The sequence below is a fragment of the Streptomyces sp. NPDC053048 genome (assembly GCF_044547045.1).
Classification (GTDB): Bacteria; Actinomycetota; Actinomycetes; order Streptomycetales; family Streptomycetaceae; genus Streptomyces.
The window spans coordinates 113,318-138,719 of the sequence record NZ_JBITZS010000001.1; the positions used below are offsets into that span (position 1 = coordinate 113,318).

29 protein-coding genes are annotated in these 25,402 nt (G+C 68.9%); 7 read left to right on the forward strand and 22 right to left on the reverse strand.

Features of this window, described 5'->3' with window-relative positions:
* Positions 1–108 precede the first annotated feature (108 nt).
* Positions 109–570, forward strand: a complete 462-nt coding sequence (locus tag ACIG36_RS00570) for a hypothetical protein (protein ID WP_399919656.1) — start codon at positions 109–111, stop codon at positions 568–570.
* 56 nt (positions 571–626) lie between these two features.
* Positions 627–1,496 (forward strand): spermidine synthase, encoded by an 870-nt coding sequence (locus ACIG36_RS00575; protein WP_399919658.1) that lies wholly within the window; start codon positions 627–629, stop codon positions 1,494–1,496.
* Between the two features lie 31 nt (positions 1,497–1,527).
* Here the strand turns inward: ACIG36_RS00575 and ACIG36_RS00580 are convergent, their stop codons facing one another.
* The 5 genes from ACIG36_RS00580 to ACIG36_RS00600 form a co-directional block, all read right to left on the reverse strand.
* The gene (locus ACIG36_RS00580) at positions 1,528–2,928 is read right to left on the reverse strand and encodes a GH1 family beta-glucosidase (RefSeq protein WP_399919660.1); all 1,401 of its coding nucleotides are present in this window, start codon (positions 2,926–2,928) and stop codon (positions 1,528–1,530) included.
* A 57-nt stretch (positions 2,929–2,985) separates the two neighbouring features.
* Entirely contained in the window at positions 2,986–3,843 is an 858-nt protein-coding gene (locus ACIG36_RS00585) for a carbohydrate ABC transporter permease (RefSeq protein WP_399919662.1), read from the reverse strand.
* A 9-nt stretch (positions 3,844–3,852) separates the two neighbouring features.
* On the reverse strand, positions 3,853–4,839 hold the full coding sequence (locus tag ACIG36_RS00590) for a carbohydrate ABC transporter permease (protein WP_399919664.1): 987 nt from the start codon (positions 4,837–4,839) through the stop codon (positions 3,853–3,855).
* Positions 4,836–6,092: an extracellular solute-binding protein gene (locus ACIG36_RS00595; RefSeq protein ID WP_399922090.1), complete on the reverse strand. Its 1,257-nt coding sequence runs from the start codon at positions 6,090–6,092 to the stop codon at positions 4,836–4,838. The genes ACIG36_RS00590 and ACIG36_RS00595 overlap by 4 nt, the downstream gene beginning before the upstream one ends.
* A 71-nt stretch (positions 6,093–6,163) precedes the next feature.
* Positions 6,164–6,370, reverse strand: a complete 207-nt coding sequence (locus ACIG36_RS00600; RefSeq protein ID WP_399919666.1) for a cold-shock protein — start codon at positions 6,368–6,370, stop codon at positions 6,164–6,166.
* 586 nt (positions 6,371–6,956) lie between these two features.
* Here ACIG36_RS00600 and ACIG36_RS00605 point away from each other — a divergent pair.
* The 3 genes from ACIG36_RS00605 to ACIG36_RS00615 all read left to right on the forward strand — a co-directional run bounded on the left by ACIG36_RS00605 (position 6,957) and on the right by ACIG36_RS00615 (position 10,463).
* Positions 6,957–7,145 carry a helix-turn-helix transcriptional regulator gene (locus ACIG36_RS00605; RefSeq protein ID WP_399922093.1) on the forward strand — a complete coding sequence of 63 codons (189 nt, stop codon included), beginning with the start codon at positions 6,957–6,959 and terminating at the stop codon, positions 7,143–7,145.
* A 1,534-nt stretch (positions 7,146–8,679) separates the two neighbouring features.
* On the forward strand, positions 8,680–9,912 hold the full coding sequence (locus tag ACIG36_RS00610) for a helix-turn-helix domain-containing protein (protein ID WP_399919668.1): 1,233 nt from the start codon (positions 8,680–8,682) through the stop codon (positions 9,910–9,912).
* Between the two features lie 8 nt (positions 9,913–9,920).
* The gene (locus ACIG36_RS00615; protein ID WP_399919670.1) at positions 9,921–10,463 is read left to right on the forward strand and encodes a GNAT family N-acetyltransferase; all 543 of its coding nucleotides are present in this window, start codon (positions 9,921–9,923) and stop codon (positions 10,461–10,463) included.
* Between the two features lie 157 nt (positions 10,464–10,620).
* Here the strand turns inward: ACIG36_RS00615 and ACIG36_RS00620 are convergent, their stop codons facing one another.
* Together ACIG36_RS00620 and ACIG36_RS00625 are read right to left on the reverse strand one after the other, a co-directional pair.
* Positions 10,621–10,797 carry a hypothetical protein gene (locus ACIG36_RS00620; protein ID WP_399919672.1) on the reverse strand — a complete coding sequence of 59 codons (177 nt, stop codon included), beginning with the start codon at positions 10,795–10,797 and terminating at the stop codon, positions 10,621–10,623.
* Complete coding sequence (locus ACIG36_RS00625; RefSeq protein ID WP_399919674.1) at positions 10,788–11,114, reverse strand: hypothetical protein; 327 nt, start codon at positions 11,112–11,114, stop codon at positions 10,788–10,790. Before ACIG36_RS00625 ends, ACIG36_RS00620 begins: the two co-directional genes overlap by 10 nt.
* A 141-nt stretch (positions 11,115–11,255) precedes the next feature.
* Between ACIG36_RS00625 and ACIG36_RS00630 the strand changes: the two genes are divergently transcribed.
* Entirely contained in the window at positions 11,256–11,471 is a 216-nt protein-coding gene (locus tag ACIG36_RS00630; RefSeq protein WP_399919676.1) for a hypothetical protein, read from the forward strand.
* Positions 11,472–11,493: 22 nt separating this feature from the next.
* Here ACIG36_RS00630 and ACIG36_RS00635 read toward each other — a convergent pair whose 3' ends face one another.
* The 14 genes from ACIG36_RS00635 to ACIG36_RS00700 form a co-directional block, all read right to left on the reverse strand.
* Positions 11,494–11,745 (reverse strand): hypothetical protein, encoded by a 252-nt coding sequence (locus ACIG36_RS00635; protein ID WP_399919678.1) that lies wholly within the window; start codon positions 11,743–11,745, stop codon positions 11,494–11,496.
* Positions 11,742–11,981 carry a holin gene (locus ACIG36_RS00640; protein WP_399919680.1) on the reverse strand — a complete coding sequence of 80 codons (240 nt, stop codon included), beginning with the start codon at positions 11,979–11,981 and terminating at the stop codon, positions 11,742–11,744. Before ACIG36_RS00640 ends, ACIG36_RS00635 begins: the two co-directional genes overlap by 4 nt.
* Entirely contained in the window at positions 11,981–13,015 is a 1,035-nt protein-coding gene (locus ACIG36_RS00645) for an N-acetylmuramoyl-L-alanine amidase (protein WP_399919682.1), read from the reverse strand. Before ACIG36_RS00645 ends, ACIG36_RS00640 begins: the two co-directional genes overlap by 1 nt.
* Positions 13,016–13,024: 9 nt before the next feature.
* Complete coding sequence (locus tag ACIG36_RS00650; RefSeq protein ID WP_399919684.1) at positions 13,025–13,543, reverse strand: hypothetical protein; 519 nt, start codon at positions 13,541–13,543, stop codon at positions 13,025–13,027.
* Between the two features lie 9 nt (positions 13,544–13,552).
* Positions 13,553–15,781, reverse strand: a complete 2,229-nt coding sequence (locus ACIG36_RS00655; protein ID WP_399919686.1) for a hypothetical protein — start codon at positions 15,779–15,781, stop codon at positions 13,553–13,555.
* A 3-nt stretch (positions 15,782–15,784) separates the two neighbouring features.
* Positions 15,785–16,291 (reverse strand): hypothetical protein, encoded by a 507-nt coding sequence (locus ACIG36_RS00660; RefSeq protein ID WP_399919688.1) that lies wholly within the window; start codon positions 16,289–16,291, stop codon positions 15,785–15,787.
* Between the two features lie 11 nt (positions 16,292–16,302).
* The gene (locus ACIG36_RS00665; RefSeq protein WP_399919690.1) at positions 16,303–20,184 is read right to left on the reverse strand and encodes a phage tail protein; all 3,882 of its coding nucleotides are present in this window, start codon (positions 20,182–20,184) and stop codon (positions 16,303–16,305) included.
* 132 nt (positions 20,185–20,316) lie between these two features.
* Positions 20,317–20,715, reverse strand: a complete 399-nt coding sequence (locus ACIG36_RS00670) for a hypothetical protein (protein ID WP_399919692.1) — start codon at positions 20,713–20,715, stop codon at positions 20,317–20,319.
* Positions 20,716–20,724: 9 nt separating this feature from the next.
* The gene (locus tag ACIG36_RS00675; RefSeq protein ID WP_399919694.1) at positions 20,725–21,132 is read right to left on the reverse strand and encodes a hypothetical protein; all 408 of its coding nucleotides are present in this window, start codon (positions 21,130–21,132) and stop codon (positions 20,725–20,727) included.
* Between the two features lie 3 nt (positions 21,133–21,135).
* Positions 21,136–21,564 (reverse strand): hypothetical protein, encoded by a 429-nt coding sequence (locus ACIG36_RS00680; RefSeq protein WP_399919696.1) that lies wholly within the window; start codon positions 21,562–21,564, stop codon positions 21,136–21,138.
* 11 nt (positions 21,565–21,575) lie between these two features.
* Positions 21,576–22,322 carry a hypothetical protein gene (locus ACIG36_RS00685; RefSeq protein WP_399919698.1) on the reverse strand — a complete coding sequence of 249 codons (747 nt, stop codon included), beginning with the start codon at positions 22,320–22,322 and terminating at the stop codon, positions 21,576–21,578.
* Positions 22,323–22,778, reverse strand: coding sequence for a hypothetical protein (locus ACIG36_RS00690; RefSeq protein ID WP_399919700.1), 456 nt, complete (start codon positions 22,776–22,778; stop codon positions 22,323–22,325).
* Positions 22,779–22,784: 6 nt separating this feature from the next.
* Positions 22,785–23,168, reverse strand: coding sequence for a hypothetical protein (locus ACIG36_RS00695; protein WP_399919702.1), 384 nt, complete (start codon positions 23,166–23,168; stop codon positions 22,785–22,787).
* A 1-nt stretch (position 23,169) separates the two neighbouring features.
* On the reverse strand, positions 23,170–24,222 hold the full coding sequence (locus tag ACIG36_RS00700) for a hypothetical protein (protein ID WP_399919704.1): 1,053 nt from the start codon (positions 24,220–24,222) through the stop codon (positions 23,170–23,172).
* Positions 24,223–24,268: 46 nt separating this feature from the next.
* Here ACIG36_RS00700 and ACIG36_RS00705 point away from each other — a divergent pair, with 46 nt between their 5' ends.
* Positions 24,269–24,658, forward strand: a complete 390-nt coding sequence (locus ACIG36_RS00705; RefSeq protein WP_399919706.1) for a hypothetical protein — start codon at positions 24,269–24,271, stop codon at positions 24,656–24,658.
* A gap of 31 nt (positions 24,659–24,689) precedes the next feature.
* On the opposite strand, the gene ACIG36_RS00710 is transcribed toward ACIG36_RS00705, so the two are convergent.
* Positions 24,690–25,400, reverse strand: a complete 711-nt coding sequence (locus ACIG36_RS00710; RefSeq protein ID WP_399919708.1) for a hypothetical protein — start codon at positions 25,398–25,400, stop codon at positions 24,690–24,692.
* Positions 25,401–25,402 lie beyond the last annotated feature (2 nt).

Below are 25,402 nucleotides of genomic sequence, written 5' to 3' on the forward strand. Positions count from 1 at the left end.
ATCCTTTGCGGCGGCATGGCGCCGTAGCCGTTGACGCCGACGGCCGTTGAACCCTCCGAGCGAGAGCGCGCTCGACGCGGAGTGGCACGGCGTGAGGAGGGGTTTCCCGTGGTGGAGGCCGGAGTGGACATCGGCGGCGGCTCACGGACGACGGCGCTGCACCAGCCGCGTCAGGACCACAGCCCGTCCCCCTACCCGACCGCACAGCACGCCCCCGACGAGGGCCGGCCGTGCGACCTGGTCACCGTTCCCGCCCGCCAGGGCCTGGAGGCGGTCGACATCCTGCGGCTGCGCGACGGCGTCGGGCCCGTGCTGCACGACGGCGACTGCGACACCCTCGGCTTCCTCGTCCCGCCGGGCACTGCCGACCGCTGGGACCTGCCCGGCAGCGCCTGCACCCAGACCTACGGGCGTGGAACGCGCGCCGGGGCCGACGTACCGCCCGTCAAGGGCACGGGCTGGCTCGTCGCGCCGGACGCCGCCTACGGCTCCGCCACCGACCCCGCCGTGCTGCGCGCCGCCCTCGGCGAGGCCGCCCGGACGATCGAGGCCGTCGACCGCTGCCGCTGAGCGCCGCCCGCCTCCGCCGCTGTCGGGCCCCGCCCGCCACCGGCGATACTTGACGGGTGGCGAAAGGCAAGCAGAAACCAGGGCGCGCACGCGCCGCGGAACCGGTGACCGCGCAGGTCGCCGGCGGTTTCGCGGAGCTCATACCGGACCGCGACCGCCCGCGTGGCCGCACGCTCCTGATCGACGGGGCCCCGCAGTCCCATGTGGACCTCGACGACCCCGCCTACCTCGACTTCGCCTACCAGCGCAGGCTCGGCCACATCGCCGATCTCGTCGCCCCGCCCGGCAAGCCGGTCCAGGCCCTGCACCTGGGCGGCGGCGCGTTCACCCTGGCCCGCTACATCGCCGCGACCCGCCCCCGGTCGAACCAGCAGATCGTCGAGATCGACGCCCCGCTCGTACAGTTCGTCCGTGCCGAGCTGCCGCTGGACAGCGGCTGGCGGGTCCGGGTGCGTGGCGGGGACGCCCGCGAAGGGCTCGCCAAGATGCCCGACGGCTGGGCCGACCTGATCATCGCCGACGTCTTCAGCGGCGCCCGCACGCCCGCCCATCTGACCAGCGCCGAGTTCGCCGGCGAAGTACGCCGCGTGCTGCGGCCGGGAGGCTTCTACGCCGCGAACCTCGCCGACGGACCGCCGCTGGCCTACGTCAAGGCGCAGATCGCCACCGTCGGCACCGTCTTCCCCGAGCTGTGCCTGACCGCCGACCCGGCGGTACTGCGCGGACGGCGCTTCGGCAACGCCGTGCTCCTGGCCTCCGACCGGGAGCTGCCGGCCGCCGAGCTGACCCGGCGTGCCGCCACCGACCCCCACCAGGGCCGGGTCGAACACGGCCGCGCGCTCGCCGACTTCACCGGCGGGGCGGCGCCCGTCACCGACCAGAGCGCCCGCCCCTCCCCGGCGCCGCCACCCTCGGTCTTCGAATGACGCCGCCGACGGCCGGCCCCGTCGGCTGCGCTCAGCAGGACGTCAACCGGCCCGTCCGCGCCACCCGGGCGTACCAGTGGGCGCTGGACTTGGGCGTACGGGCCAGGGTGCCGTAGTCCACGTACACCGCGCCGAAGCGCTTGCTGTAGCCGTACGCCCACTCGAAGTTGTCCAGCAGCGACCACAGGAAGTACCCGCGCACATCGGCCCCGTCGCCCAGGGCGCGCAGCACCGCGTCGAGGTGGGCGTGCAGATACGCGATGCGATCCGGGTCGTGCACCACGCCGCTCGCGTCCGGTTTGTCGTCGTAGGCGGCGCCGTTCTCGGTGATGACCAGCGGCAGGCCGGGGGCCTCGCGGGTGAAGCGCATCAGCAGGTCGTACAGGCCGGTCGGATCCACGCTCCAGTCCATGGCGGTCCGTTTGCCGGGCGGCCGGTGGAACGCCACCCCGCCGGCGCCCGGCCAGGGGGAACGCTCTCTTCCGCCCTGGCCGTCGGCGCGGGCCGGGCGATTGTCAGTGGCGGCTGATACCACTGTAGGCGCGTAGTAGTTGATGCCCAGCGCGTCGAGGGGGTGCTTGACGATGTCCGTGTCGCCGTCCCGCACGAAAGCCCAGTCCGTGATCGCCTCCGTGTCGGAGAGCAGGTCGTCGGGGTACGCACCGCGCAGCATGGGTCCGGTGAAGATACGGGTGGCGAGGGCGTCGACGCGCCGCTGAGCGTCCAGGTCCGCGGGGGCGGGGGTACGGGCCCTGACCGCGCCGGGGTTGAGCGCGACGGAGAGCCGGGCCCGGGAGGGCAGGGCGGCACGCAGCGCCTGTGCGCCCAGGCCGTGCGCCAGGTTGAGGTGGTGGGCGGCGCGCAGCGCGGCCTCGTCGTCCGTACGGCCCGGTGCGTGGACCCCGGAGGCGTAGCCCAGGAAGGCGCTGCACCAGGGCTCGTTGAGGGTGGTCCACAGCTCGACGCGGTCGCCCAGTGCCTGGCCGACCAGTCGGGCGTAGTCGGCGAAGCGGTGGGCCGTCTCGCGCTCGGGCCAGCCGCCCGCGTCCTCCAGTTCCTGGGGCAGGTCCCAGTGATAGAGCGTCAGCATCGGCTGGATGCCGTGCTCGAGGAGGTCGTCGACGAGCGCCCGGTAGAAGTCGAGCCCGCGCCGCGAGGCGGGGCCGCGGCCGGTGGGCTGCACCCGCGGCCAGGAGACGGAGAAGCGGTACGCGCCCAGGCCCAGCTCCGCCATCAGGCGCACGTCCTCGGCGCGGCGGTGGAAGTGGTCGGTGGCCACGTCCCCGGTGTCGCCGCCCAGGACCCGGCCCGGGGTGCGGGCGAACGTGTCCCAGATGGAGGGGGTGCGGCCGTCCTCCCGGGCCGCGCCCTCCACCTGGTAGGCGGCGGTCGCGGCGCCCCACAGGAAGCCGGGCGGAAAGTTCACGGTCATGGAGGTCGCCTCCCGGGGCGGCGAAGGGAAGGGGAAGGGGTGGGAAGGGTGACGGGATCAGCCTTTGACCGCGCCTCGCATGATGCCGCCGACGATCTGGCGGCCGAAGAAGGTGAAGGCCAGCAGCAGCGGGAGGGTGCCGAGCAGCGCCCCGGCCATGACCACGGCCTGGTCGGGTACGTAGCCCCGGCCCAGGCCGGTGAGCGCCACCTGCACGGTCGGGTTCTCCTGGGTCAGCGCGATCACGGGCCAGAAGAAGTCGTTCCACGCCTGGACGAAGGAGAGCATCCCCAGGACGGCCATCGCGGGCCGGGCGACGGGGAAGACGATGTGCCGCACCACGCGCCAGCTGCTCGCGCCGTCGACGCGCGCCGCCTCGATCAGCTCGGTGGGCAGCGCCTCCACCAGGTACTGCCGCATGAAGAACACCCCGAAGGCGCTGACCAGCGTGGGCAGGACCACGGTCGGCAGCCGGTCCGTCCAGCCCAGCCGGGCCACGACCATGAACAGCGGGACGACGCCGAGCTGCGGCGGCACCAGCATCGTGCCGATCGTCAGCGACAGCAGGACATTCTTCAGCCGGAACCGCAGCTTGGCGAAGGCGAAGCCGGCGATCGTACAGAAGAACACCGTGCCGAGCGCCACCGTCCCGGCCACGAGCGTGGTGTTGAACAGGGCGAGCCCCATATTGCCCTCGGTCCACGCCCTGCCCAGGTTCCGGATCAGATGGTCGCCGAACCACAGGGGCGGCGGCGTACGGGCCAGCCGGGTGTTGTCGCGCGAGGCGGCGACCGCCGTCCACACCAGGGGGAACAGCGACCCCGCGGCGAACAGCGTCAGCACCGCGTAGGCGACGGGCCCGCCGTGCAGCTGCCGTCCCGCGCGGTGGGCCGTGGGCATGCGTGCCGTGGCCATGGACTCCCCTCACCGGTCCTTCCGCAGCCGCCGCGCGATCAGTACATGAACCGCGGCGATCAGCAGCAACAGCAGGAACATCGTCCAGGCGACGGCCGAGGCGCGCCCGAGGTGGTAGTAGAACCAGTCCTGCTCGTAGAGGAAGAGCCCGAGCGTCTGGAACTGGTGCGACGCGCCGCCCTTCTGGCCGCCCGCCCCGCCGAACAGCAAGGGCTCGCCGAAGAGCTGGGTCGCCCCGATCGTCGAGACCACGACGGTGAACAGGATCGTCGGCCGCAGCGACGGGACGGTGATGTGCAGGAACTGTCGCCGGCGCGACGCGCCGTCCAGCGCCGCCGACTCGTACAGCTCGTCCGGTACCGCTTGCATGGCGGCCAGGTAGATCAGCGCGTTGTAGCCCGTCCACCGCCAGATCACGATCGAGGAGACCGCCAGCTGCGAGCTCCAGGTGCCGTTCTGCCAGTCGACCGGGCCGGTCCCCAGCATGCCCAGCGCCCAGTTGACCATCCCGTAGTCGCGCCCGTAGAGCAGCACGAAGACCAGGGTGGCGGCGGCCACCGACGTGGCGTACGGGGTCAGCAGGGCCACCCGCCAGAACGTCGCGGCGCGCAGCCGGTAGTGGAGCAGATGGGCCAGCCCCAGCGCCATCAGGAGCTGGGGCACGGTGGAGATGACGCCGATGGTGAAGGTGTTGCGCAGTGCGTTCCAGAAGAGGTCGTTGTCCAGCAGCCGGAGGTAGTTGTGGAGCCCGGCCCACTCCATGCGGTCGGGGGCCGTCAGCTCGACGCGGTGCAGTGACGCCCAGCCCGTGTAGAGAAGGGGGAAGATCCCGAATGCCGCGAAGAACAGGAAGAACGGCGCGACGAAGGCGTACGGGCTGTAGCGCAGGTCCCAGCGGTAGAGGCGGCTGCGCCAGGGGCCCGGCCGGTCCCCCTCGCGCCGGCGGCCGGCGGGTCCGGCCTCGGCACCCTCCACCACCGTGGTCGTGGCGGTCATTCGTCCACCGCGTTCTTGATTTCCTTCTGTGCCGCGGCCCAGCCGGCCCGGGGCGGCTTGCCCTGCTGCTCGACCTGGGCGATGCCGATGTCGGTGAACGCCGTCCCGATCTGCTGCTCCCTGGGGCCGAACACCAGCATGGGGACCGACCGGGCCGCCTCGGTGAAGATCTCGCCGATGGGGGCATCGCCGAAATAGGGGTTCCGCGCGTCCCTGACCGGCGGCATGGCGTACGAGGCCGGGGTGGAGGGGATGCTGGCCTGCCGCTCGAAGAGCCTGGCCTGCTGGGCGGGCGCGGTCAGCCAGACGGCGAGCTCGATCGCGGCGGCCTTGTGCCGCGCCGCCTTCGGCACGCCGATGAAGGAGCCGCCCCAGTTGGCGGGCCGGGGCGCGGCGGCCACGTCCCACTTGTCCTCACCGGCCGGGCCCGACTTCTCCTTGATGTAGCCCAGCATCCAGGGCGGGCAGGCGACGGTGGCGAAGCGGCCGTTCGCGTACGCCTGGTCCCAGGGCTTCTCGAACTGCTTCAGACGTGCCGTCAGCCCGCCGCGCACCGCCTGCATCGCCAGGTCCCAGGAGGCCCTGACCGCCGGGCTGGTCGCGAAGACCGGCCTGCCCGCGCGGTCGTAGTAGCGCTCGGGATAGCCGTGGACGGCCGCGTTGTAGAGGCCGGCCGCCGAGTCGGTGAAGACCGTGCCGGCCGGGGCCCGCCGCGCGTACGCCCTGCCGGTGTCGATGTACTTCTGCCAGTCGCCGGCCCACAGCCTGCCGACCGCCTCCCGGTCCGTGGGCAGCCCGGCCCGTCGGAAGAGGTCCTTGCGGTAGCAGACGGCGATGGGGCCGATGTCGGTGCCGAGGCCGATGGTCCGGCCGTCGGGGGTGGTGGCCTGCTGCCACTTCCACGGCAGCCAGTCGCCCCTGCGGACACCCTTCGCCCTCGACAGGTCCTCGAAGCGGTCGCCCTGGGCGGCGGCCACCTCGTGGACGTTGCCGACCTCCATGGCCTGGATGTCGGCGAGCCCGCTGCCGGCGGCGAGGTGGGTCAGCAGCTGCGGGTAGTAGGCGTCGTTGCGCTCGATCACGCTTTCCTTGATGGTGACGCCCGGGTGGAGCCGTTCGTACTCCTCGTAGAGCCCGGCCTGCCGGTAACCGAAGACGCCGAAGGTACCGATGGTGACCGTGGTACGCCCGCTGCCGCCGGGACGTTCGGCGTCGTCCCCGCCGTCCCTGGCGCAGCCGTCGAGCAGGGTCATCCCCAGGACGAGCGCGGCGGCGGCCACGAGAACCAGCGCCCGGCGCCGGTAGGGGCCGCTCGGCCAGGCGATCACTCCTCGGGGACGACGTTCTCGGCCTGCGGCCCCTTCGGCCCTTGGCCGACGTCGTAGGAGACTCTCTGGTTCTCCTGCAGTTCCTTGAAGCCGGTGCCCTGGATGGCGGAGAAGTGGACGAACAGGTCGGGGCCGCCGTCGTCCTGCTGGATGAAGCCGAAACCCTTGTCGGCGTTGAACCACTTCACTGTGCCTGTTGCCATCGCTCATGACCCTTCGTCCGGTACCGGCAACTGAGCATTCCCCGGACCGGCGGCGAACGTCCCCCGTCCGCCCGGCGGATCACCCTTGAGGGCTACAAAACGACAAGAGCCCGATCTGCTTTCGCAGATCGGGCTCTCGATCAGGGTGAGTAACGGGACTCGAACCTGATCCTTGAACATACTGTGACCTGCGGCGATGTCGAGAAGCGGGGCAATTCGGTGCAGTTCGATGACGCTCGATGACGTCGAAGGGGCCTCACAGCCGATCGGGGTACCCGCGGGAACACACCCCTTCGGGGCCCAGCCTGACCTGGCAACGGGTGAGTAGAAAGATCCCGAACCGCAGCCAGGCAGCACGGAGCCCCCGGCCAGTGAAGACCGGGGGCTCGAGGCCACCCGCCGTCCGCCTGGGGGGCAGGACACGGCAGGGGCCGGTCATTGTGGGGTGCCAGGCGAGAGATCGCGCGGGCAGTTCATGATCGTAAAAAGTACGGTTTACGATACAGACTTCAAGCCATGATCGCCGCACCGTAATCAGGTGCCGCCGATCCCCCCGCCCGACTGGGTAATCACCCGCCGCCGGGCAGTGGGAGACCGTATCCGCACAGTGCGGCTCGACCGGAACCTGACTCAAGAGCGACTGGCCGAGCTGGCCGGCCTCGATCGCCAGTCGGTCAACCGCATCGAGATGGGCGTCGCAAGCCCACGGCTCGACTCCCTCCTGCGGATCGCTGACGCTCTAGACACCCCGCTCGCCGCGCTCGTGAGGTACTAGGTCCGAGTCGGTGATCTGCCTCCTGCGCCACGGACGGAGTTCCTCGAGCGCTTTCTGCTCAGTGAGCGACAAGTATCCGTGCAGCTCTTTGCATGGAGGGCAGACGGTCATGGTGACGGGCTGCCCTTCCCTGCAAAACGTGGCAATGGGGATCGGGCGGGCCGTTGGCTGCCGACAGGCCCAGCAGCGCCGCTCTGACGGTAGGCGATGGTTCACGGACCTTCCTTCGATGCTGCCCCCTTAACCGCGGCCCAGAGGTCCCACGGGTCGGTCAGGCTATACAGCAGTTGCTCCGGTGGACCGACGGGGAGGGCCCACCATCGTTCGCCCTCCCAGTTGCCAGGAGGTGGTGCTGGGACTGAGTCGCGACGGTGGCATGCCTGGGCGCCGGGCATCGGGCGCATGGCGAATGGGTGTGCGTCGCGCACCAGCCAACAGGTACTGCTGCGCATGCCTTCAATCCGCGGGCCCAGCGTTCGGCCTCTGCGCGCTATGGCGAAGGCGGCTCTGAGTGAAATGTTGGAGGGGACGCGGACGATGTCCCAGGCGCGGCCGGCGACCAGCGAGCTGCTCCGTCCTGCTGCCCAGAGCCGAACTGTCTCTTCTGGGTCTGCGGAACCTATGGCGAGTCGGCGTCGAACAGCGGCAAGATCGAGAGGTTGTAGGTAGCTCACCCCGCGAGGTCCCTCAGCAGGCTTCGTACGGCGTCTGGGGCGCACAGATCGTCTGGGCTGCTGGGCGCTGGCAGGAGCCAGTAGGCGCCCGGTTCGTCCCTTCGCGTGGGGAATGGCACGGAAGCGTAGCCGAAGCCAGCATGCCAACCCACGCACTCGGTACCAGGTTCCCGCCAGGTGCTTGCCGTGCCGGGTGGTACAAGCACGCTGTATCGGGTCCGCTGGCGCGCCACGATGACGGCGGTCCTGATGCCAGCGGCACGGAAGCGCTCCTCGATCTCCGTTCCGATGCCCTGGACACCGTCCTCGACGAGCCGAGGCGGCAGGTGGATGACGTCGAAGATCTGCCCGGTCCGGAGGCTGGCAGTGGTGCCTCCTTCCCACGCGTCGAAGACTTTGCGTGGTGACGCCTCTCGGGAGGTGAGCCATCGCGCTGCGCCGACGTACTTGCGTGACTCGGACTGGTTGGGCGAGTCAATCATCAGCCTGCCTTTGCTGTTGATCTGATGACATGCGCAGGCGCAAGGAAGCGGCTCGGGCGTAGCGCCGCTGGAGACCCCAACCCGTCGGATGTCAGTCGCTCCCAGACAGGCCTCGTGCTGCCACGTTCGGCACTTCTCTGTGATGTGGGGGCGGACGGGTTCACTGTGGGTGTGCGGAGAGAGCATGATCAGTCGCCTCTAAGGGTCGCCAGCTAGAGCAACGCAGCGCCGCCTACTGCATGCGGTGCGCCTGATGCCAGTACAACCGGCCTGTGCGCAGAGCTGGGAGGAAGTTTCCGCGACGTGTTGAGTGCGCTCGACCGGAAATTTCTGGGGCGTGCAGCCGTCCTGACGCGCGCCGGTGGCTACCGTGGCAACGTGGCAGCGAACGAACTGCTCCAGAGCCGTATGGCAGAGGCGGGGTACAAGCAGGCCGAGTTGGCCAGGAAGGTCAACGCGCTATTGCCCCCCGGTTATCACGGGACCGTCAGTGATCGCACGATCCGGAACTGGCTTCGGGGGAAGACACGTTGGCCGCACCCTCGTCACCGGGAAGCATTAGAGAAGCTCTTCGGATGTACGGCCGAGGACCTCGGCTTCATCCCCCCACTGCCAGCAGATGAGGAAGATCCCGTGCACCGCCGAGACTTCGTGACCGCGGCCACCGGCACCGCTGTGGCCGCCGCCGTCCCCACCCGCGCCGCGCCCAAGCGCGTTGGCTTGTCCGACGTGGAACGCCTTCAGGAGAAGTTCGCCGCGATCATCGCTACCGACCACCGTGTCGGCGGGCGGGTCAGCATCGAGACCCAGGCCCAGGGCCTCGCCGGCGAGGCCCTCGCCCTCCAGTCGCGCGGCACCGCAAGCCAGCGAACCCGTGGAGCGTTGTACGCCACCGCCGCCAGCTTCATGTCATCTGCGATGTGGGCCGCCATTGATGGTCGCCGCTTCGAGGCCGCCCAGCGCCACCATGACCGTGCCTCCAGCCTCGCGGCCATGTCTGGTGACGTGGCGATCCAGTTCCGTATCTGGTCTCACGCTGGCAGCCTGTACCGCCATCTTGACCGACCGACCGATGCCCTGGCCGCGAACGATGTCGCCCGGGGCCTGCCAATCGCTCGTCGTGACCCGCTGTTCGCCTCCCTTGGTCATGCCCGCCAGGCTGCGATCCACGGACTGACTGGCGACAGCGCCGCGGTCCGCCGCTCGCTCGGCCACGCGCAGGACGCCCTCTCCCGCGCCGCCGACGACGAACGCCGAGCAGTGTGGATGACGGCGTTCTATGACCAGGCCGAGCTGGACGGTCTGGCTGTCGCTGCCCATCTGGCTCTGGGGCAGTATGAGGAGGCCGAAGCCCACGCCCACCGTAGCCTTGCAGGTCTCCGCCCGTACATGCACCGCTCCCGGGCCATCACCACTGCCCGCCTGGCCCGCGCACAGCTGGGGCAAGGCTCCGTCGAGGCCGCCGTGGCAACCGCTAGGACCGTGCCGGCGGAAGCGATCGCCCACCCCCGAGTCGCGGGAATGCTCAACGACTTCGGCCGTAGGCTCAATGCCACCGCGCCCGGCAGCACGGCCGCCCGCACCTGGGACCAGTACACCCACGACGCCTGAGGAGCCGCGTGACCACCGCCAGCAGCCGCATCGTCCTGCGCCACGCCACCGACATCGATCCCGTGTGGGAAACCTTGATCGAGGTTTATGCCGAGGTCCGCGCCGACCAGCTCCACCGCCCGCACTACTCAGTCGAGCGGTACGGGGAGCGCCTGGCCCGCCACGCCCATGACCCAGGGTGGGAAGCTGTCGTCGGCTATGACGGGGACGAGGCCGTCGGCTACGCCTATGTGAACACCCTGACCCCAGATGACCGCTGGTGGCAGCGTATGACGACCCCGCTTCCTGCGGACTGCACCACCACGCCCACGGTCGCGCTGAAAGAGATCATGCTGAGGGAGGCATGGAGGAAGACCGGCGCCGCCCGGCGCATCCATGACGAGCTGCTGGCCGGTCGCCCGGAGACGCGCGTATCTCTGCTGGTGAACCCCAAGGCTGGCGGCGGCAAGGTGCTGGCGCTGTACGAGTCGTGGGGCTACGAGAAGATCAGTGAGCAGCAGCCGTCACCGGACGGGCCGATCTTGACGGCGATGCTTCGCGAAATCCACTAAATCCTGCTGAATGACTGCTCATACGCACAGCTGTCCCGCCCCAGGTGGGGGCGGGACGGTGAGCAGCAGCCATGCAGCTCGGATAGATGAGACTCACGGTACTCCCGACCACTGACAACCGGCCCTCGGGCGGAGTAGCGAGAGGTGGCCGCTCTGTCTATTGCTGGGCGTCGAGCGCCTCCAGCGCTGCCATGTCGAGCTGGTTCGCGAACTGCTCCAGCTCCTCGGCAATAACGGACGAGCGGTAGGTAGCGCCGAGGGCGCGTAGGAGCCTGCTCACCTCAGCAGAGTCGAACAGCACCTTGTCGCCCGCGATGAAGGTCTTCATCTGCACTTGCCGGGGGAATACGGGGCCTGCGGTGCGTCCATCGCCTTCTCGCGAAGCACGGAAGCGAGTTCGTCAGAGAGCGGGAGATGACGCTGCGCAGCGGAGCGTGCGTCAGCTTGGTCGATGAGCTGGGTGACGAGACCGCGGGATAGGGGGATGGTCCCCTGTGCTGCGTACTGGCGGAGTGCTGCGACGACAATGGTGGAGACGTTCGTGTGGTCTTTCTTTGCCCGCTCCTTGGCGGCGGTCCACACGTCATCAGGAACGCGGATGTTGTGCTTGGGGGTTTCGCCGTTGCCTTTGGGCCGCCCCATGGTGGTCACCTGGTTTCTGTAGGGACATTGTAGGTACAGAAACTAGCGGCGCTTGATGCGCCCTGCAACGGAAACATCCATTCGAGACGCCGCTCCCGAGACGGAGTAGCAGCGCGTGCCCCCGTGGCCCGCCCACCGCACAGTGGGGGCATGGCCGACCAGCCGCGCATCGTCATCTACCCACCGGACGCATCCGGCGGCCGGCGGGTGCGCGCCGACGGCGAGATCCTCGGCACGGCCTACACCTCGCGAGACGTGGAGGAATTCCTCCGCCGTTCTGGCCTCGAGCCGGGAAGCTACGACATCGCGGATCCCGCGCTGTTCGAATGGCGGGGCGGTGGCCCGGACGACTGGGCGTCCTCATAACCGAGGACGCCACAGGCACCTGCTACCCCCCGAACGCCCCGTACAACGACAACAGCAGCGCAGCCATACCCACCACAGCAGCCAGGGACGGAAGCGGCCACCGCGCCCTTTCCAGGGCGGCTATCCGCTGCTCCAGTTCTGCGATGTCTGACTCCGCCGCCGAGGTGCGCTGCAGGAGTACGTCGAGGCGTCCTTCCAGCCGGGCGAAGCCGGTGTCGACGCTGCCGCGCAGGCGTTCCAGCTCGACCGCGACAGACGGCTCGGGGACGGTCACTCGCGGCCTCTGGCAACGGTCTCGGTCAGGCCGGGTCCGGTGGGCCCGCCGGAGGTGGCTATCGCGGTGAGCAGGGCCAGGACCGCGGCGAGACCGGCGGCCGACAGAGCGCCGGGCCAGTCCGCGTCAAGGACACCGGTGGCGTTGGCGCCGAGGACGCCGAGGAGGGCCTGGGCGAAGGTGCGGACGATCCGCTCGCAGGTGGCTGTCCAGAAGGCGGCGGTAGTCATGGTCATTACCTCCAGTAGACGCCGCGTGCAGACGCGGACGTGAGGGTGGCGGGGACGGTGTCCCCGGCGGTCGCCGGGCCGTAGGTGACCTCGAAGCGCAGATGCTCGTCGGGGAGGATCGAGCCGGAGTGCGAGAAGTCGACGAACGACGCGCCGGCGGTGGCGAGGCGCTCGACGATCGGGGAGCTCCAGCGGGTGCCGTCCGGCCGCTGGTGGTAGTAGCGGCCCTGGAGGACCGAGCCGGCCGGGGCGTCGACGCGCAGGAAGACGTGAGAGGTGTAGGAGCGGGCTCCGGAGATGAGGTTGTCCCGGCCGATCCGGACAGTGGTCCACGTGTCCGGACGCAGGTCCAGCGCGGTGTTGCTGTACTCGCCGAGGGTGTGCGGCACGCTGTCCTCCGTAGGGGTGGGGGTCGGCTGTCCGGGCTCTCCGGACAGGCGGCGGGCGATCCGGGCACGCATGTCCGGCATTGCGAAGCCGCGGGGATCCGGCTTGTCGTCCGACCACTCCTTGTGGCCGATGACGCTCTGCTCTGACCAGCCATGGGCACGGCAGACCGCTGCGCCCACCCGTTCGATAGCTTCGAGTTGGGCCTCGGGCCACGGGTCAGCTCCGGTGCCCAGGTTGACGCACTCGAAGCCGTAGAAGTGACGGTTTCCGTCAACGCCGTCCTCGTTGCCCTTGGTCGGTGCTGGTGGCTGGGCTCCGTAGTCCTCGGCCATCACGCGCTGCAACACGAGGGGGTCGCCGCCGCCCGCGTGATTCGTTCTCCCGTAGCCGACGAGATACACCGTGCCGTCTTTGGCAATGACCCCATGGCACAACGGGCCAGGAAGAGATTGGTATCCGTCACGGCAGAGAGCTACAGACGGTTCTGTGCCTGAACTTGCCGTGTGGTGAATGACGACGCCGTGGACTGGGCCCCAGGGCCGGCCGCTGGCGGTGCGGGTGTGGGTGCGCCAGTTGCCGTGTTCGACGACGTGGACGCCCTCGGCGCGCAGCGCCACGAGGAAGCCATCCGCTGCGAGGGGTGTTGCCATGATTGCCTCCTAGGCGATGCGCTGTAAGCGCAGCCACGAGTCGGTGTAGACGATCGTTGCGGTGGCGCTCGAGGTGGACTGAGCCCACTGGAGAGCGAAGGTTCCGGCGGTCGAGCCGACGCGCAGCGTGGCGTGGATGACGGCGCCCAGGTCCCAGTCCGAGACGCCGTAGAAGTTCCGGCTAACCGTGAGGTCGTTGGTGTCGGTACGGACCGAGTAACCAACGGTCGTGGTGGTGGTTGTGCTGCTTCCAGCAGCGACTTGATGCCACTCGCCGAGGCTGCCTGTGGGCGCATCGAATTTGACCTGGATGTCTGGCGTCGGGTCCGCGAAGTACTTGATCCACCCGTCCACGACGTAGACAGCGTTGGCCTCGACGCTGAAGGTCAGATGAGGGTCGGAGGCGAACGTCGTCGTCGACGCCCTCGAGGTGTCCGCCGTTTTACGGGCGACCTGGGGCAGGGCAGAGGTCAGCAGTGATGCGGTCAGCCGCTGGCCGGCCAGGAAGGTGGGATACGACTCGGCCACGGGGCCTCCTCACAGGGCGATGGTGGTGGGATTGGCCAGGCGCACGTCCACGCCGGCGGAGTGGGACTTGACGATGCCGTTCACGCTCCGGGTGACGGTGAACGTCTGGGGGCTCGAGGAGCCGGAGATCGCGGTAACCCGCATCACCTCTCCGCCCACCCGGACGTCGAACGGCATGTCTGCGCTGTCCGTGGTCCACACCGGGCCCGAGGTCGTCGAGACGCTGACACTCGTCGTGGAGGAGTCGAGGGCGGAGGCCAGCTCGGAGCCGGCCGTGTCGAGCCGGGCGTGCTCAGCGCTGTCCAGCACGCCCACCTGGTATGGGGACTCGGGCGCGCAGTTCAGCGTGATGCGGTGCTCGAAGTGATCAATCGTCTCCGACAGCCCGAGCACGATCAGGCTGATGTCGTCCGGCGGCAGCCATGACGGCGGACTGGTGATGACGATCCGGTCCCCCTGGCGCAAGGAGAGGACGGCAGCCTTCAGTGCCGGATTGTTCACAAATGTCGCGTGCGCAAGGTTCACGCTGATCTGCGGGTACCGGGCCTCATCGACGGTGCCCATGTGGAGCCGCCAGTTCGCCTGATCGGCCAGCGTCGCGTCCGACTCCACGTTGAGGGTGACCGACTCGCCATACACGCCGATACCAGTCGGAGGGTCCGCGGTGCCCATGGCACCGGTGGTCAGGGCGGCGTGGGCCATCCCGCCGTCCTGACGGGTGACAGTGACGTCGTTGCGGGTGAACTGGTCGTCGTCGACCGGGTCCAGGCTCGAGGAGAGCTGGTTCGAGGAGTAGGAGAGCGTCAGCGCCGGGTCCTGGTTGTACAGATGCGTCCGGGGCCGGTAGCCGAGCCCGAACACCGCGAGGTTCTCCGAGAGGACGCCCAGGTCAGCCTCAGCCGCCTCGCTGATCAGGTCGATCGGCTTCTTCTTCGCCTGGGGCCCCATGGTGACCGTGTCGCTGAGGTCGCCGAGTCCGTCAAACGGGATGCCCTCCTCGGCGCAGATCCGCTGCACACGGGCGCCGGCCGTCTCCCCGGACGGGTCGAGGCGCTCGCCGAGGTCGGTCATGGAGGTGATGGCGTTCTGCAGGGTGACGTGGCCGAGGGTGCTGAAATCGAGGCCGCGGCTGACGGCGCCGCTCACGGGGGCCGGCGCCATCTTGACGTCAGTGACGCGGGCCATGGTCTTCCCCGTCACGGTCCCGGTGGCGCTCGTGGCCTCGGTGGAGGTGACTTCCAGATAGCGCACGGCACAGTCGATGTTGGAGCCGTTCTGCTGCAGCTCGATGCTGACCCGCAGACGCTTGCCGCGGACGTCCCCGAATGCGGAGACGCCGCCGGAGACGGTGGCGCCGGTGCTGTCCAGGACGCGCAGGGTCAGGGTGCCGCCCGTGCCGTAGACCAGTTCCCACGTGGTGACGGCGCTGCTCTTCATCACCAGCGCGCAGACGACCTTGCCGTTCGAGACGCCTTCGGGCGGGATGCTCAGCAAGAAGCGGCACTGTGCGGGGGACGTCGTCAGGTAGCCCTGGACGCCACCGGAGAAGGTCGCGTCAGTCATATCCGGCAGCAGGTCGCTGCTGCCGAAGTCCTGGTAGTACGACAGTGTCGGGTAGCCGCTGATCGTCATCGTCGACCCATTGGTGAGCGCCGACGCGATCGAGATGGAGCCGCTGATGTCCTCGCACGGCCAGTACGCCAGCAGCGACTCGAACCCCGGATCCGTGATCGCGTTGTAGAGCACCGAGTGCGTGGGGGCCGCGCCCTGGGCCAGGCGGCGCAGGATGCCGGCGGCGTCGACATCCACCCAGATGTCGCTGCCGGAGGTGTCCCACCGGGTCGGCCAGGACGAGATCTCGCCCCAGAACCGGTACAGCTTGCCGCCGGTGCTCGGGTCGGGCACGTGGACGCGGATCGGGGTGTTACGGCCGATCTGGCCGTAGTACGGGGACGTGGGGTTTCTCGGGCTGAAGTAGCCGTTGCGATTGTTGAGCTGGAAGCGGCACACCGAGCGCTCCGTCTGCCCTGCCTCGTCGGCCTGGCCGCGCGTGATGCTGATCTTCTCCGAGCCGCTGCGGGTCATGACCAGGCTCGTGATGTCCACCCACGCGCCGGCTATGAACAGCTCGACCTTGACGGGTGAACCATCGCTCGCCTCGCCCGAGCCGCCGAACGGGCCAGGCGTGCCGCCCATCCGCCGCTGCCACGCGGCAACCCGTGCCGCCAGTCCTGCCATGGCTCACTCGTCCCAGCAGACCCACGTGACCATGTTCGACGCCGTGGTGGCGAAGGTGGCCCTGACCCGGAGAAACTTGCTGACAGCGACGATCGGGCGCTCGTCCGGCATCCACTGGTAGAAGTACGTCAGGTCCGTCGCGCCGGCTGCGAGCGGGATCTCTTTGACGTCGAACACGCGAGAAGCGGTCGTAGTGCCCTCAGCGCTCGCGGTGTAGCCGGTCGCGCTCGTACCGAGGGTCAGCAGCGACGCCGGCGCGTTGGGATCGAGAGGCTGCACGCCAGCCGCCACGTGCGCTGTGACCGTGGCCGCCGCGTCCGTCTGCAGGAGTTCCACCACCGAGGCCGCGCCCGGCGCCACGTCCAGGGAGAAGCCCCAGGAGATCAGCTGAATCTGCCGCGTTGACGGCGTCGCCAGCTGCAACATCGTCTTGATCGCGGTGCCAGTCGTTACCTTGACCTGCGCTGCTGTGGTCGGCATCGCGCCGTTCCACGTCTTGTACCTGTGCATCCTTTTGCTCCCTACGCGCCAGCCCGGCCGAGTACGGCCTGGACATTTCCGCCCCTCACGCGGATCGCCCCGCGCAGCAGCTCCACCAGCAGGTCATCCACACGCGACCCGCCCGACGTGATCTCCAGCACCACCGGGTCACCACCGCCCGCAGCGGCGGCCAGGCGGCGGGAATCCCCGGCCGTCCGGACCGACGATCCGTAGGGAAGGCGCACCAGCTCCGGCCCCTGCTCGCCCACCCAGGTCATCGCCGACCGTGGCCCGCCACCCGCTGCCCCAACCGGGCCACCGTTCGCTTTGACTCCGAACGCCTTCTTGATCTGGCGCTCGAGGGCCTCGGCGATCCGGATCATCACCCGCTCGATTGCCGCCTGCTGCCGCTCCAGCCCCCGCACCAGGCCCTCGGCGGCCTTGATGCCAGCGCCGTACATCGCGTCCGCCGTGGTAGTCCCGGCCGAGCCGGCCGCCGAAGCGATCTGCCCCCGCATCTGGTTGATGCGCTTGATGTCGCCCGAGGAGGCGCGCATCAGCGCCTCGGCCGTGGCCAGGCCACCATCAATGCCGCCGTTCGCGATCTCCTGCAACGACCCGGAGTTCAAGCCCCGGGCGCGCAGTGTCTTCAGCGCTCCGGCCAGGGCGACGGCCTTGTCGCGGTTGGCGGTCATGTCGCCCATGACCGCGTCCAGTGTCAGCCGCTTGCCGCTCTGCGCCGCGCCGGTGATGCTGGCCTGGGACATGATCCCTGAGGAGACCTGCTCCTTGGCCTGGTTGAACTTGTCCCTAAGGCCGTTGAGCTTGTCCCGGGCCGACTCCAGCGCAGAATTGACCTTGGTGAGCTGCTTCTCATGCTTGATCAGCTGCATGCCGGCCCGGTCCAGCGAGGAAAGCAGACGCTTCTCCACCCCGCCGTCCGTGGCGGCCTTGATGATCCCGCGCCACTTGTTCAGCGACTGGGCCAGGTCCCCGAGGCTATTCGGGTCACCCAGGGCACCAACGAACTCGTCCTGACGGCGACCGGCTCGCCTGCCCCAGTACGACACCGTGAGGTCCCCAGCCGCCTGGCTACGAGCCTCCCGCATGGCCTTCGTAACCCGGCCACCACCGGCGAATGCCCGCAGCGTTCCGGCGTTGATTGCGTCGAGGAACGGCAGTCCGTACTTATCCACAGATGCCTTTTGCACCACGTACTCGCCGTCGGACGCCATGAGCGGCACATCGTCCGACGTTCCCGTCCCCGGACCGGATACTGGTCCACCAGAGGCACGCATCAGGGGGACGCCGTCCACTCTCGGCGCAAACTGCTCAGTGCGGATAACCGACACGTAGTCGCGGTGATAGGTGTTGATGAACACCGTCTTGTCGCGCACCGAGTTCAGCGCAGCTCGAGCACTAGCCACCGCTGCCTGCAGCTGCGCAATCTGCGCCCGGATAGCGGCTCTCCGCGAGTCCGGCACCCGCGCAAGCTGCCCCTTCGCCGAGGCCAGCTTGGCCTCGAGGTCCTCCAGGTTCCCCTTCAGCCGCGCCGTCTTGTCGGGCGTGGCAAGGATCTGCGCGGCCAGTGCCCGCGCTTCCGACTTCGTCAGGCCCATCGCCTGGGCGTTGGCGATCAGCTTCGACCGGCCGCGCTCGTAGATGGCATTGACCGATTCCCATGAACCGCCGGACTCCCGCGCTGCGGCCGCCGCCTCGTCGGTCCTTGATGCCAGGTCCTGCAGCGCTGTTGCTGCGTCTCGAGCCTTCGCCGAATTCAGGTCAAGCTGGCCGCCGGTCATGCTTAGCGATCCCGCGTTGTCGCGCGCTGCCTTGGCCGCCGTGTCGATGGCTGCCTCGAACGCGATCATCCCGCCCAGCCCTTGGCGGTGCACGTCGTTCAGCGCCACGATCGCCTGACGCAGGCCGTCCGCCGAGCCCTTCTGCGCGTTCAGTTTTTCGCTCGTCGCCAGAGCCTGCTGACCGAATAGCCCCATTCCCTGTGCGGCCAGCTGCTCGGCAAAGGCGGCGTCAGCCAGCGCACTCTTGTACCCGTCGAGCTGGCCACGGAGCTCCTGAGCTGTGAGCCCCTTCTTCTTCATCGCCGCGGCAGCGCGCTGGAATGCCGCTTCAGCGAGATCCGCATTACCACCCTTGACGAGATTGGCCAGCGCCTCGTCGACAGCGTTGATGTCCTGCTTGGCTTCCTCGACCGGCGTGCTGTCCATGCCGATCAAAGAGGTCATGAATTGCTGGAGGCCCTCCATATTCGACGGACGGGCCAGCACCCGCAGTGAGTCAGCCAGTCCACCCAAGTCCTTACCAAAGGCTTTGGCTGCTTCGCCGCTCACCTTGCCGGACTCGCCCAGCTTGCCCATCGCCGTGGTCATCCGGTCGATGTCCGGCGGTGTCCGCCGTCCCATCTCCGACAGCTGAGTCAGGGCCACCACCAGCAGCCCGATGCCCGACGCAACGAGAGCCACCTTCGCGCCCCGCGACAGCGCCCCGAAGGCAGCCGTCAACGTCGTAAGCCCTCCGGACGCACCCGCAGCAGCAGCCCGCATCGCGGTGATCTGAGCACCAAATGCAGCCACGATTCCCGAGACCGCAGCAAGGCCGGCCGCAGCCATCTTGACGGCCTTGAACACCAGCACCAGCTGAAGCAGCGATGACAGCAATTCGGTGGGCACCGCATCGACCAACTTGGCCATGCCGTTAACGATCTCGAGGAGCCCCACACCAGCGTCACTGGCCGCTGCCAGCAGACTCGTCACGGCCCGGCCAATGTTCGCCAGACTCTCCGCTACGAGCGGTCCGTTCTCCCGCGCATAGGCCATGAATTCCGAGAGAGCCCCACCAGACATTCCGCCCTGGGATAGCACCCGCGTCAGATGGATCAGTCCATCCGTGGCCGAGCGGAGAACACCAGACGTGAAAGCGGAGAAGGTTCCCATCAGGCGGTCGAACCCGGAGCTGTTGATGCCGCCGGCCAGGAGCGTCATCATCTGGTTCAGCTCTTCGGATGCGCTCCGGACCAGCGGAGTGAGTTTCGGGAACAGGCCGGAGAAGACCGCGAAAGACTTCGTCGCCACAGGCATCGTGTCGCCAGACAGCGACTCCGCCCACGCCTTGTATTGATCCTTCATCGACGACAGCGCCGCCGCAGCTTCTCGAGTAGCCGGCGGCAGCTGCTTGACGCGCTGCATGTACGCGGCCTCCGCCTTCGCCGCCTCAGCAGAGCCCTTCCCGTGCTCCTTGACGGCGTCGTTGTACTTCTTCTCGGCCGCTGACGCCTCTCCCATGGCCTTGGCCTGAGGGATCAGCGCCGCACCAAATGCCACCAGCGCCGTGGTAGCCGCAGCAACTGACGCGACGACCGGTACCGCAGCGGCCGCGATCGGCAGGATCGCAGGGGCGAGGAGCAGCGCGGCGGACCGCATGCCGTCCATGCCCTCACCAGAGCGGGATGCCGCGGTCGAGATGGTGCCGAGCCTGCCACGCAGCCCGTTCATGTTGGTGACGACCCGGGTCATGCTGCCGTCGAGGTCGTCCATGTCCGAGCGCAACGCCCGCGTCCGGTCGGAGAGGGCACCCAAGCGGTTGGCACCGGTATCAGCCCGCGCGTTGAGGGTCCGCAGCGCGTTGTTGGTCAGCGTGGACCGGTCACGCAAATCACCCATCGCGGCGGCCGTCGCAGCAGCCCGGCCGCGGAGAGTACGCAGCGACCGGTTGGCATCCTCGGCCGCGTCATGCAGAGCCCGTAATGCCGCCGTGGTGGCAGCGGCCCTCGCCGTGAGCGCGTTGAGGCCCTGACCTGCCGAGGTCGCGTTGGTCCGCAGGTTCCGCAGCGACCGGTTCACAGCTGTCAGCCCGGCGGCCGTGTTGTCGGCGACCCGAACGCTGATGGAAATGTCATTAGCCATTCGGGGCACCTCCCTCCGGGCTGCCGAGGCGTTCGATCTCTAGAAGCTGGATGAGCACCGCGTCCTCTGCGAGGAGCGCACTGGGCAGGCAGTGGAACCGCTCGCAGAGGCCGAGGAGGAATTCGGCCCTGGCTAGCTGGCGAGGCTTTCGGACAGGGGTTCCATCGGAATCGACACCACCGGGGACGGCTCGCCACTGGGCGAGCTCTGATCCAAAGGGGCCGGCACGCCCGACAGTGCCTCGATCCAGGCAGCAGCGAGCCGCATGATGAAGTCCTGGTCCTGAGCGAAGACGACGTCTTCACTGATCGGCACCGGGTTGCCGTCCTCGTCCTCGAGGTTCCAGGAGACCAGTGCCCGCGAGAACCGCTTGATCATGTCGGGGACTGAGCCCGCCTCGACCTCGCCGAGCCCCATGACATCGAGGTACTCGGCCACATTCAGACCGCGCAGGGTGACCTCGAGCCCGTCGAGCTCGGGGTCACCCTCGAAGCGCAGGTTGATGCGCTTCGGCTTCTTCACGAACCCCATGCCAGCCCCCTACGCCCAGGTCGGGACAGTGCCGTCGGAGAGCACACCCGGAACAGCGAACGTGAGCGCGCCGTCGTCGGCCCTGGTCAGTGGGTAGTCCGTGAACAGCACCTCGTTCGCCAGGGTCTGGCCGGACACCGTGAGCGTGACCGTCCGCGCCACGGACGTGGACGGCACCGTCTTGAACACGTCGTGGGCCTGGTTGGCCGCGTCGTTGAAGACCCCGTTGAGCGTCACGCTGAAGTCCGCGAGCAGCAGCAGCCGCTCCATCGCGCTCTTGTCGATACCGGTCACGTCCTGCACCGCCCGCGGGGTCGCGAACTCCAGGTTCGTGATGTCGTTCTTGATCGCACGGGCGGTACCGCTGCTGTCGTCGACCGAGCAGGTCGTCCACCCGAGGCCCGATTCCTTGGCCATGGCCTATCCCTTCTTCTGCTGGTCGACGAGCCAAAGCTGGTGCTCGCCGAAGTCTTCGACCCAGTCCGCCGCCTTGGTGTGCCGGCGGGTTCGTCCGGTGGGGTTGCCGCGCCAGTCCCCGTCACGCACCGCGTACAACTCGGGGCGTGTCTTGTGCTCGGCGAAGCACCGCTGCCCGGACTCGAAGCGGAAAACGGTCAGGCCGGCATCCGTCTTCTGTTCCCGGAACGTCCGGCGCGACTCGGTACGGATGTACGCGGCCTGCCGCTTTCCGAGGTCGGTCGACTCATCGATGACCGACTCCCACCCGTACCGCCACGCCGCACAACCCACCTGCTCGCAGGCAGCCTTGACGAGGGTGTCCCGCGGCTGAGCGATGCTGTACGTCTGGTAGGCGCCCGGCGCCAGGATCAGCCGGTCCGCACGGTTCATGGGGCGCGTCATCAGAACGTCACCGCCGTCGCGTTCCGGACCACCGACACCGCGATCACCGCGTTGGAGAACGTGCCGGTCGTCACCACACGCAGGTAGCGCTCCACGGTCTGGCTCGACGAGGTCGTGATCCGCTCGCTGGTGATCCCCGTGGCCGCCGTGAAAGCGCCGCCGGTCACGTCGGCCCAGGCATCCCCTGCCCCGTCGTCGCTGCTCTCCTGGAGCTTCACCGTGACCGACGTGCCCGTGAACGCGAAGACGTGCAGGTACGCCTGGAGCCCGAAGGCGGTCGAGCCGGTCCCGAAGTCCACCGACGAGCCGTTCGTCGCTGTGGTGTCCGTGCGCTTCCCCGCGGTCATGCTCCGACCCCACTCAAGGCCGTAGCCGTTGGCCTGCGCCTCTACGGCGAAGGTGAACGCTCCGTCGTCCGCGCGCGTGCCGTCGTAGTTGATCTGTTTGGCGACGATGTTCGCCGAGGGATTCCCCAGCGTCGTGCCCCGGAAGTACGAGGTGATGACGTCGGTGGTCGGCAGGGAACGGAACCGCTGGTGCGCTCGGTCGGTGGCCGGGTTGAACCAGGCCGTGAACTCCAATTTCCCGTCCCGCAGTCCACCGATCCGTTCGAACGCGCTCTTGTCGATGCCGGTGACCTCGAGGGCCGCCGGGCCGCCGGAGATGCCGCCGAGGCTGCCGATGTCCCCGCTGAGGTCGTAGCCGGCCACGTAGAGGTTGTCGCCGAGACCGCTCTGTTTGGCCACCTATGCCACCTCATCCCAAAGATCGTTGACGATGACGGGCAGCGTGATCGTGATGACCCGCAGCAGCGCGCCGTCCTGCTGGATGTAGCCCGCCCGCGCCTCCAGCGCCGCGCCGTGCTGACCGAAGACATCCACCTGCCGCACTGTGCCGCCGAGCTGGAAGTCCCCGACGTACGCACGCATCAGGGCATCCGTCGCAGCAGTCAGGTTCGGGTCGATCGCGTCGGCCGGCTCCTGCACCATCGGCGTGTACAGACGCACGTTGAAGACCAGCCGCGCCGAAGCCGAACCGAGCCCGGATGTGCGGACAGGCGTGATGCCGTCCACCCACACGGCCGCCGTCAGGCCGTTGCCCGGCGCGTTCTGCGGCTCGTGCCCGTTGACGCGCTCGAAGTACCCGGACGCCATGGCGTGCGAGATCACCGCGTCCACGATGCCGTTGATGTCCAGTGCCATCGCGCGTCACCTCATCCCCGGCAGGTGCCGCTGCAGGACCCGCTCGGCCATGGTCGGCGCCTGGTCCTTGACGATCTGTTTCATCCGCCGCCAGTGCGAGTAGCCCGCGAACCGTGTGACGGGGGCATTCATCGATCCGACGCCCTCCAGCCACGGCCCGTACACCACCCCGTTGTCGTGCACCCGGCTCGTGTCAGCCGAGACCCGCTCGGTCTCCACCCGCGACTCGTAGTAGCCGGTCGGGTGCCGCAGAACGTGACCGAGCTCGTTGAGAACAAGCGTCTCGGCGTACTCGGCGATCTCCTCGCGCGCGTCATCACAGAACGCCGCAGCGGCCCGTGCGGCACGCCCGTCGAAGAGGGGGCCGGTCATCTGGACATCGATGCTCATCTCACACCGCCCTCGTCCGGGCCTTGCGGCCATGGCTGGTGTAGACGCTCTCCCGCAGCTCACGCAGGCCACGGCCGGAGGCCTCCCGCTGCGCCTCACCCGAGCCCACCACCCGGGCATAGCCGGCCTGGCCCTGCTGCAAGGCGGTCAGCGCCTCCGCGATGGTGAGCTCACGTACTGGGCCCGGCGGATCCCAGCGGTAGACGTCATCTCCCGCGCTCATGGTGGCCGCCGTCGTACCGAGAGCGCCGCGGGTGACGGTCAGGGTGCGGGGGGCGTAGATGTCGGCGTTCGCCGCGTGCGCGGCCAGGACGGAGCCGTCCCACGCCCGCTTCACGGTCAGGACGCTCCCGGCGACGTCGACGACGAGCATGCGCTCCGAGCCGATGAGGATGACCTCGTCGAGGGCGGGCGCGCCGGTGAGGGTGGACACCGTGATGGACACGTCGGCTGCGGAGGCCGTGAGCGAGTCGGATGCGTCGATGTTGACGCCCGTGTCCTTCATGGCCTTTCCGGTGACCAGCAGGCGTTCGGAGCCGATGCGCAGCACGGAGCCGACGCCGACGCCGGCCGAGGTAGTCAGGTCGAGGTCGGTCTCGGAGGCGGTCATCGCCTCGTCCACGTCGGCGACGAGGGTCTCGTCGTTGCGGTAGCCCCACAGGCCGGTGACGGTGATGTCCCGCTGGTGGGTGCTGCCCCCGCCAAAGGCCGCGCTCGTCGACAGCTTCAGCTCGATCCGGTTGTACGGCGGCCCGGACCGGTTGGGCTCTAGGTTGTAGCTGCTGGCCGCGATGGCCGTGCCCCCGGACGAGAGCGTGGTGAGCGAGATCAGTTCCGAGTCGTCCAGCCACAGCCGCCAGGGCCGCGCCGTCTGCTCGTTGGGCCAGTCCCAGTAGCGGGTGGCGGTCTGGGGGTAGAACCGGCGGTGGAGCAGCCCCTCGACGGAGCGGGAGGCGGATTCCAGGGCGCGGTCGATCCGCCGGTTACTGCGGGCCGTCTCCTTGAAGTCGAGCGCTTCCTTCACGTCCTCGCGGGTGGCGTACCACACGCCCATCGCCGGTCACCTCCTCTCACGTCTCGCTGGTGGGATGGTTCAGTCCGTGCTGGTCTCGTCAGGCTCCGGTGAAGGCGCCGTCGGGTCGCCATCCGTCGAAGGGGCAGAAGAGCTCTCCGTCGGGGCCTTTGCGGAGCGGTTCGCCGTCTTGCGGGCACGCTTCCGGGGCACGGTTGCGCTCGGCTCGGAGCTCGTCGGCGGCGTCTCGGTAGATGCTGAGGAGCTGCTCCCAGGCCACGTGACCCCCTCCTCGTCCGTGCTGGCGGCCGGCGACGTGTCCACGGTGGTGGTGACCGGTGCAGGCTCCGGGGGCTCGTGGGCGGCGCCTGCACCGGCGTTGGTGGGCCCGCCGTGGCGGGAGATCTTCGGCATGGATCCCTCCTCGTGGAAGGCGGTCGAGTGGCATCGCGGGCAGCGGGTCAGCCCCACCGCGTAGAGGGTGGTGCAGCCGTCGCATCTCCAGAGGGTCATGAGGCGGGCTCCACGATCAGCCAGGCCACGGTCGAGGTGTCGAGGGCGCTGGACGAGGTGATCGTGAACGACGTGCCGGCGCTCCTCGTGGAGACCCGCAGGAAGCCGGGCGTTCCGCCGTCGGCCTGCGAGGTGAGGAAGATCCGGCTGGTCGCGGTGACCTTCGTCGTGGCGACTGTGGCGGCGCCGGTGACGAGCGTGGCCGTCCCCATCGTCGAGTTCGCGCCTTCTTTGACCTTCAGGCCCTTGCCGGCCGTGCTGATGGTGACGTCGCCGAGGCTGGCGAAGTCGCCGTTGGTCTGGGCGCCCTGGAGCGTGGTGTAGCCGCCCACGGTGAAGGCGTCATCGGTGGCGAGCGTGTCCGCGCCCGACCGGTACAGGTTCGTATCTGCTGTGGCGGAGCCTGAGGACCACTCGAGCTTGCCGTCGGCGTTGACCACGAGCCGGGCCACCGTGTCACCCGTCACTCGGACCGTGAGTGTGTCCGTGGTCGACGCCGCGCCCTCCAGCCGCCAGCCACCGGTCAGGCGGAGCAGGCCGGCCGCCTCGCGGTCCAGGACGGTATCCGGAAGGGATCCGGATCCGTCCATGAACTCGATCCGGCCGTCCCGGACCACGATCCGCTTGCCCAGGAGCAGCGGTTCCTGCTCCTGGTTCTGCGCCAGGCCGCCTATGGTGCCGCCGCGGCTGCGGGTCGTCTTCGGCATGA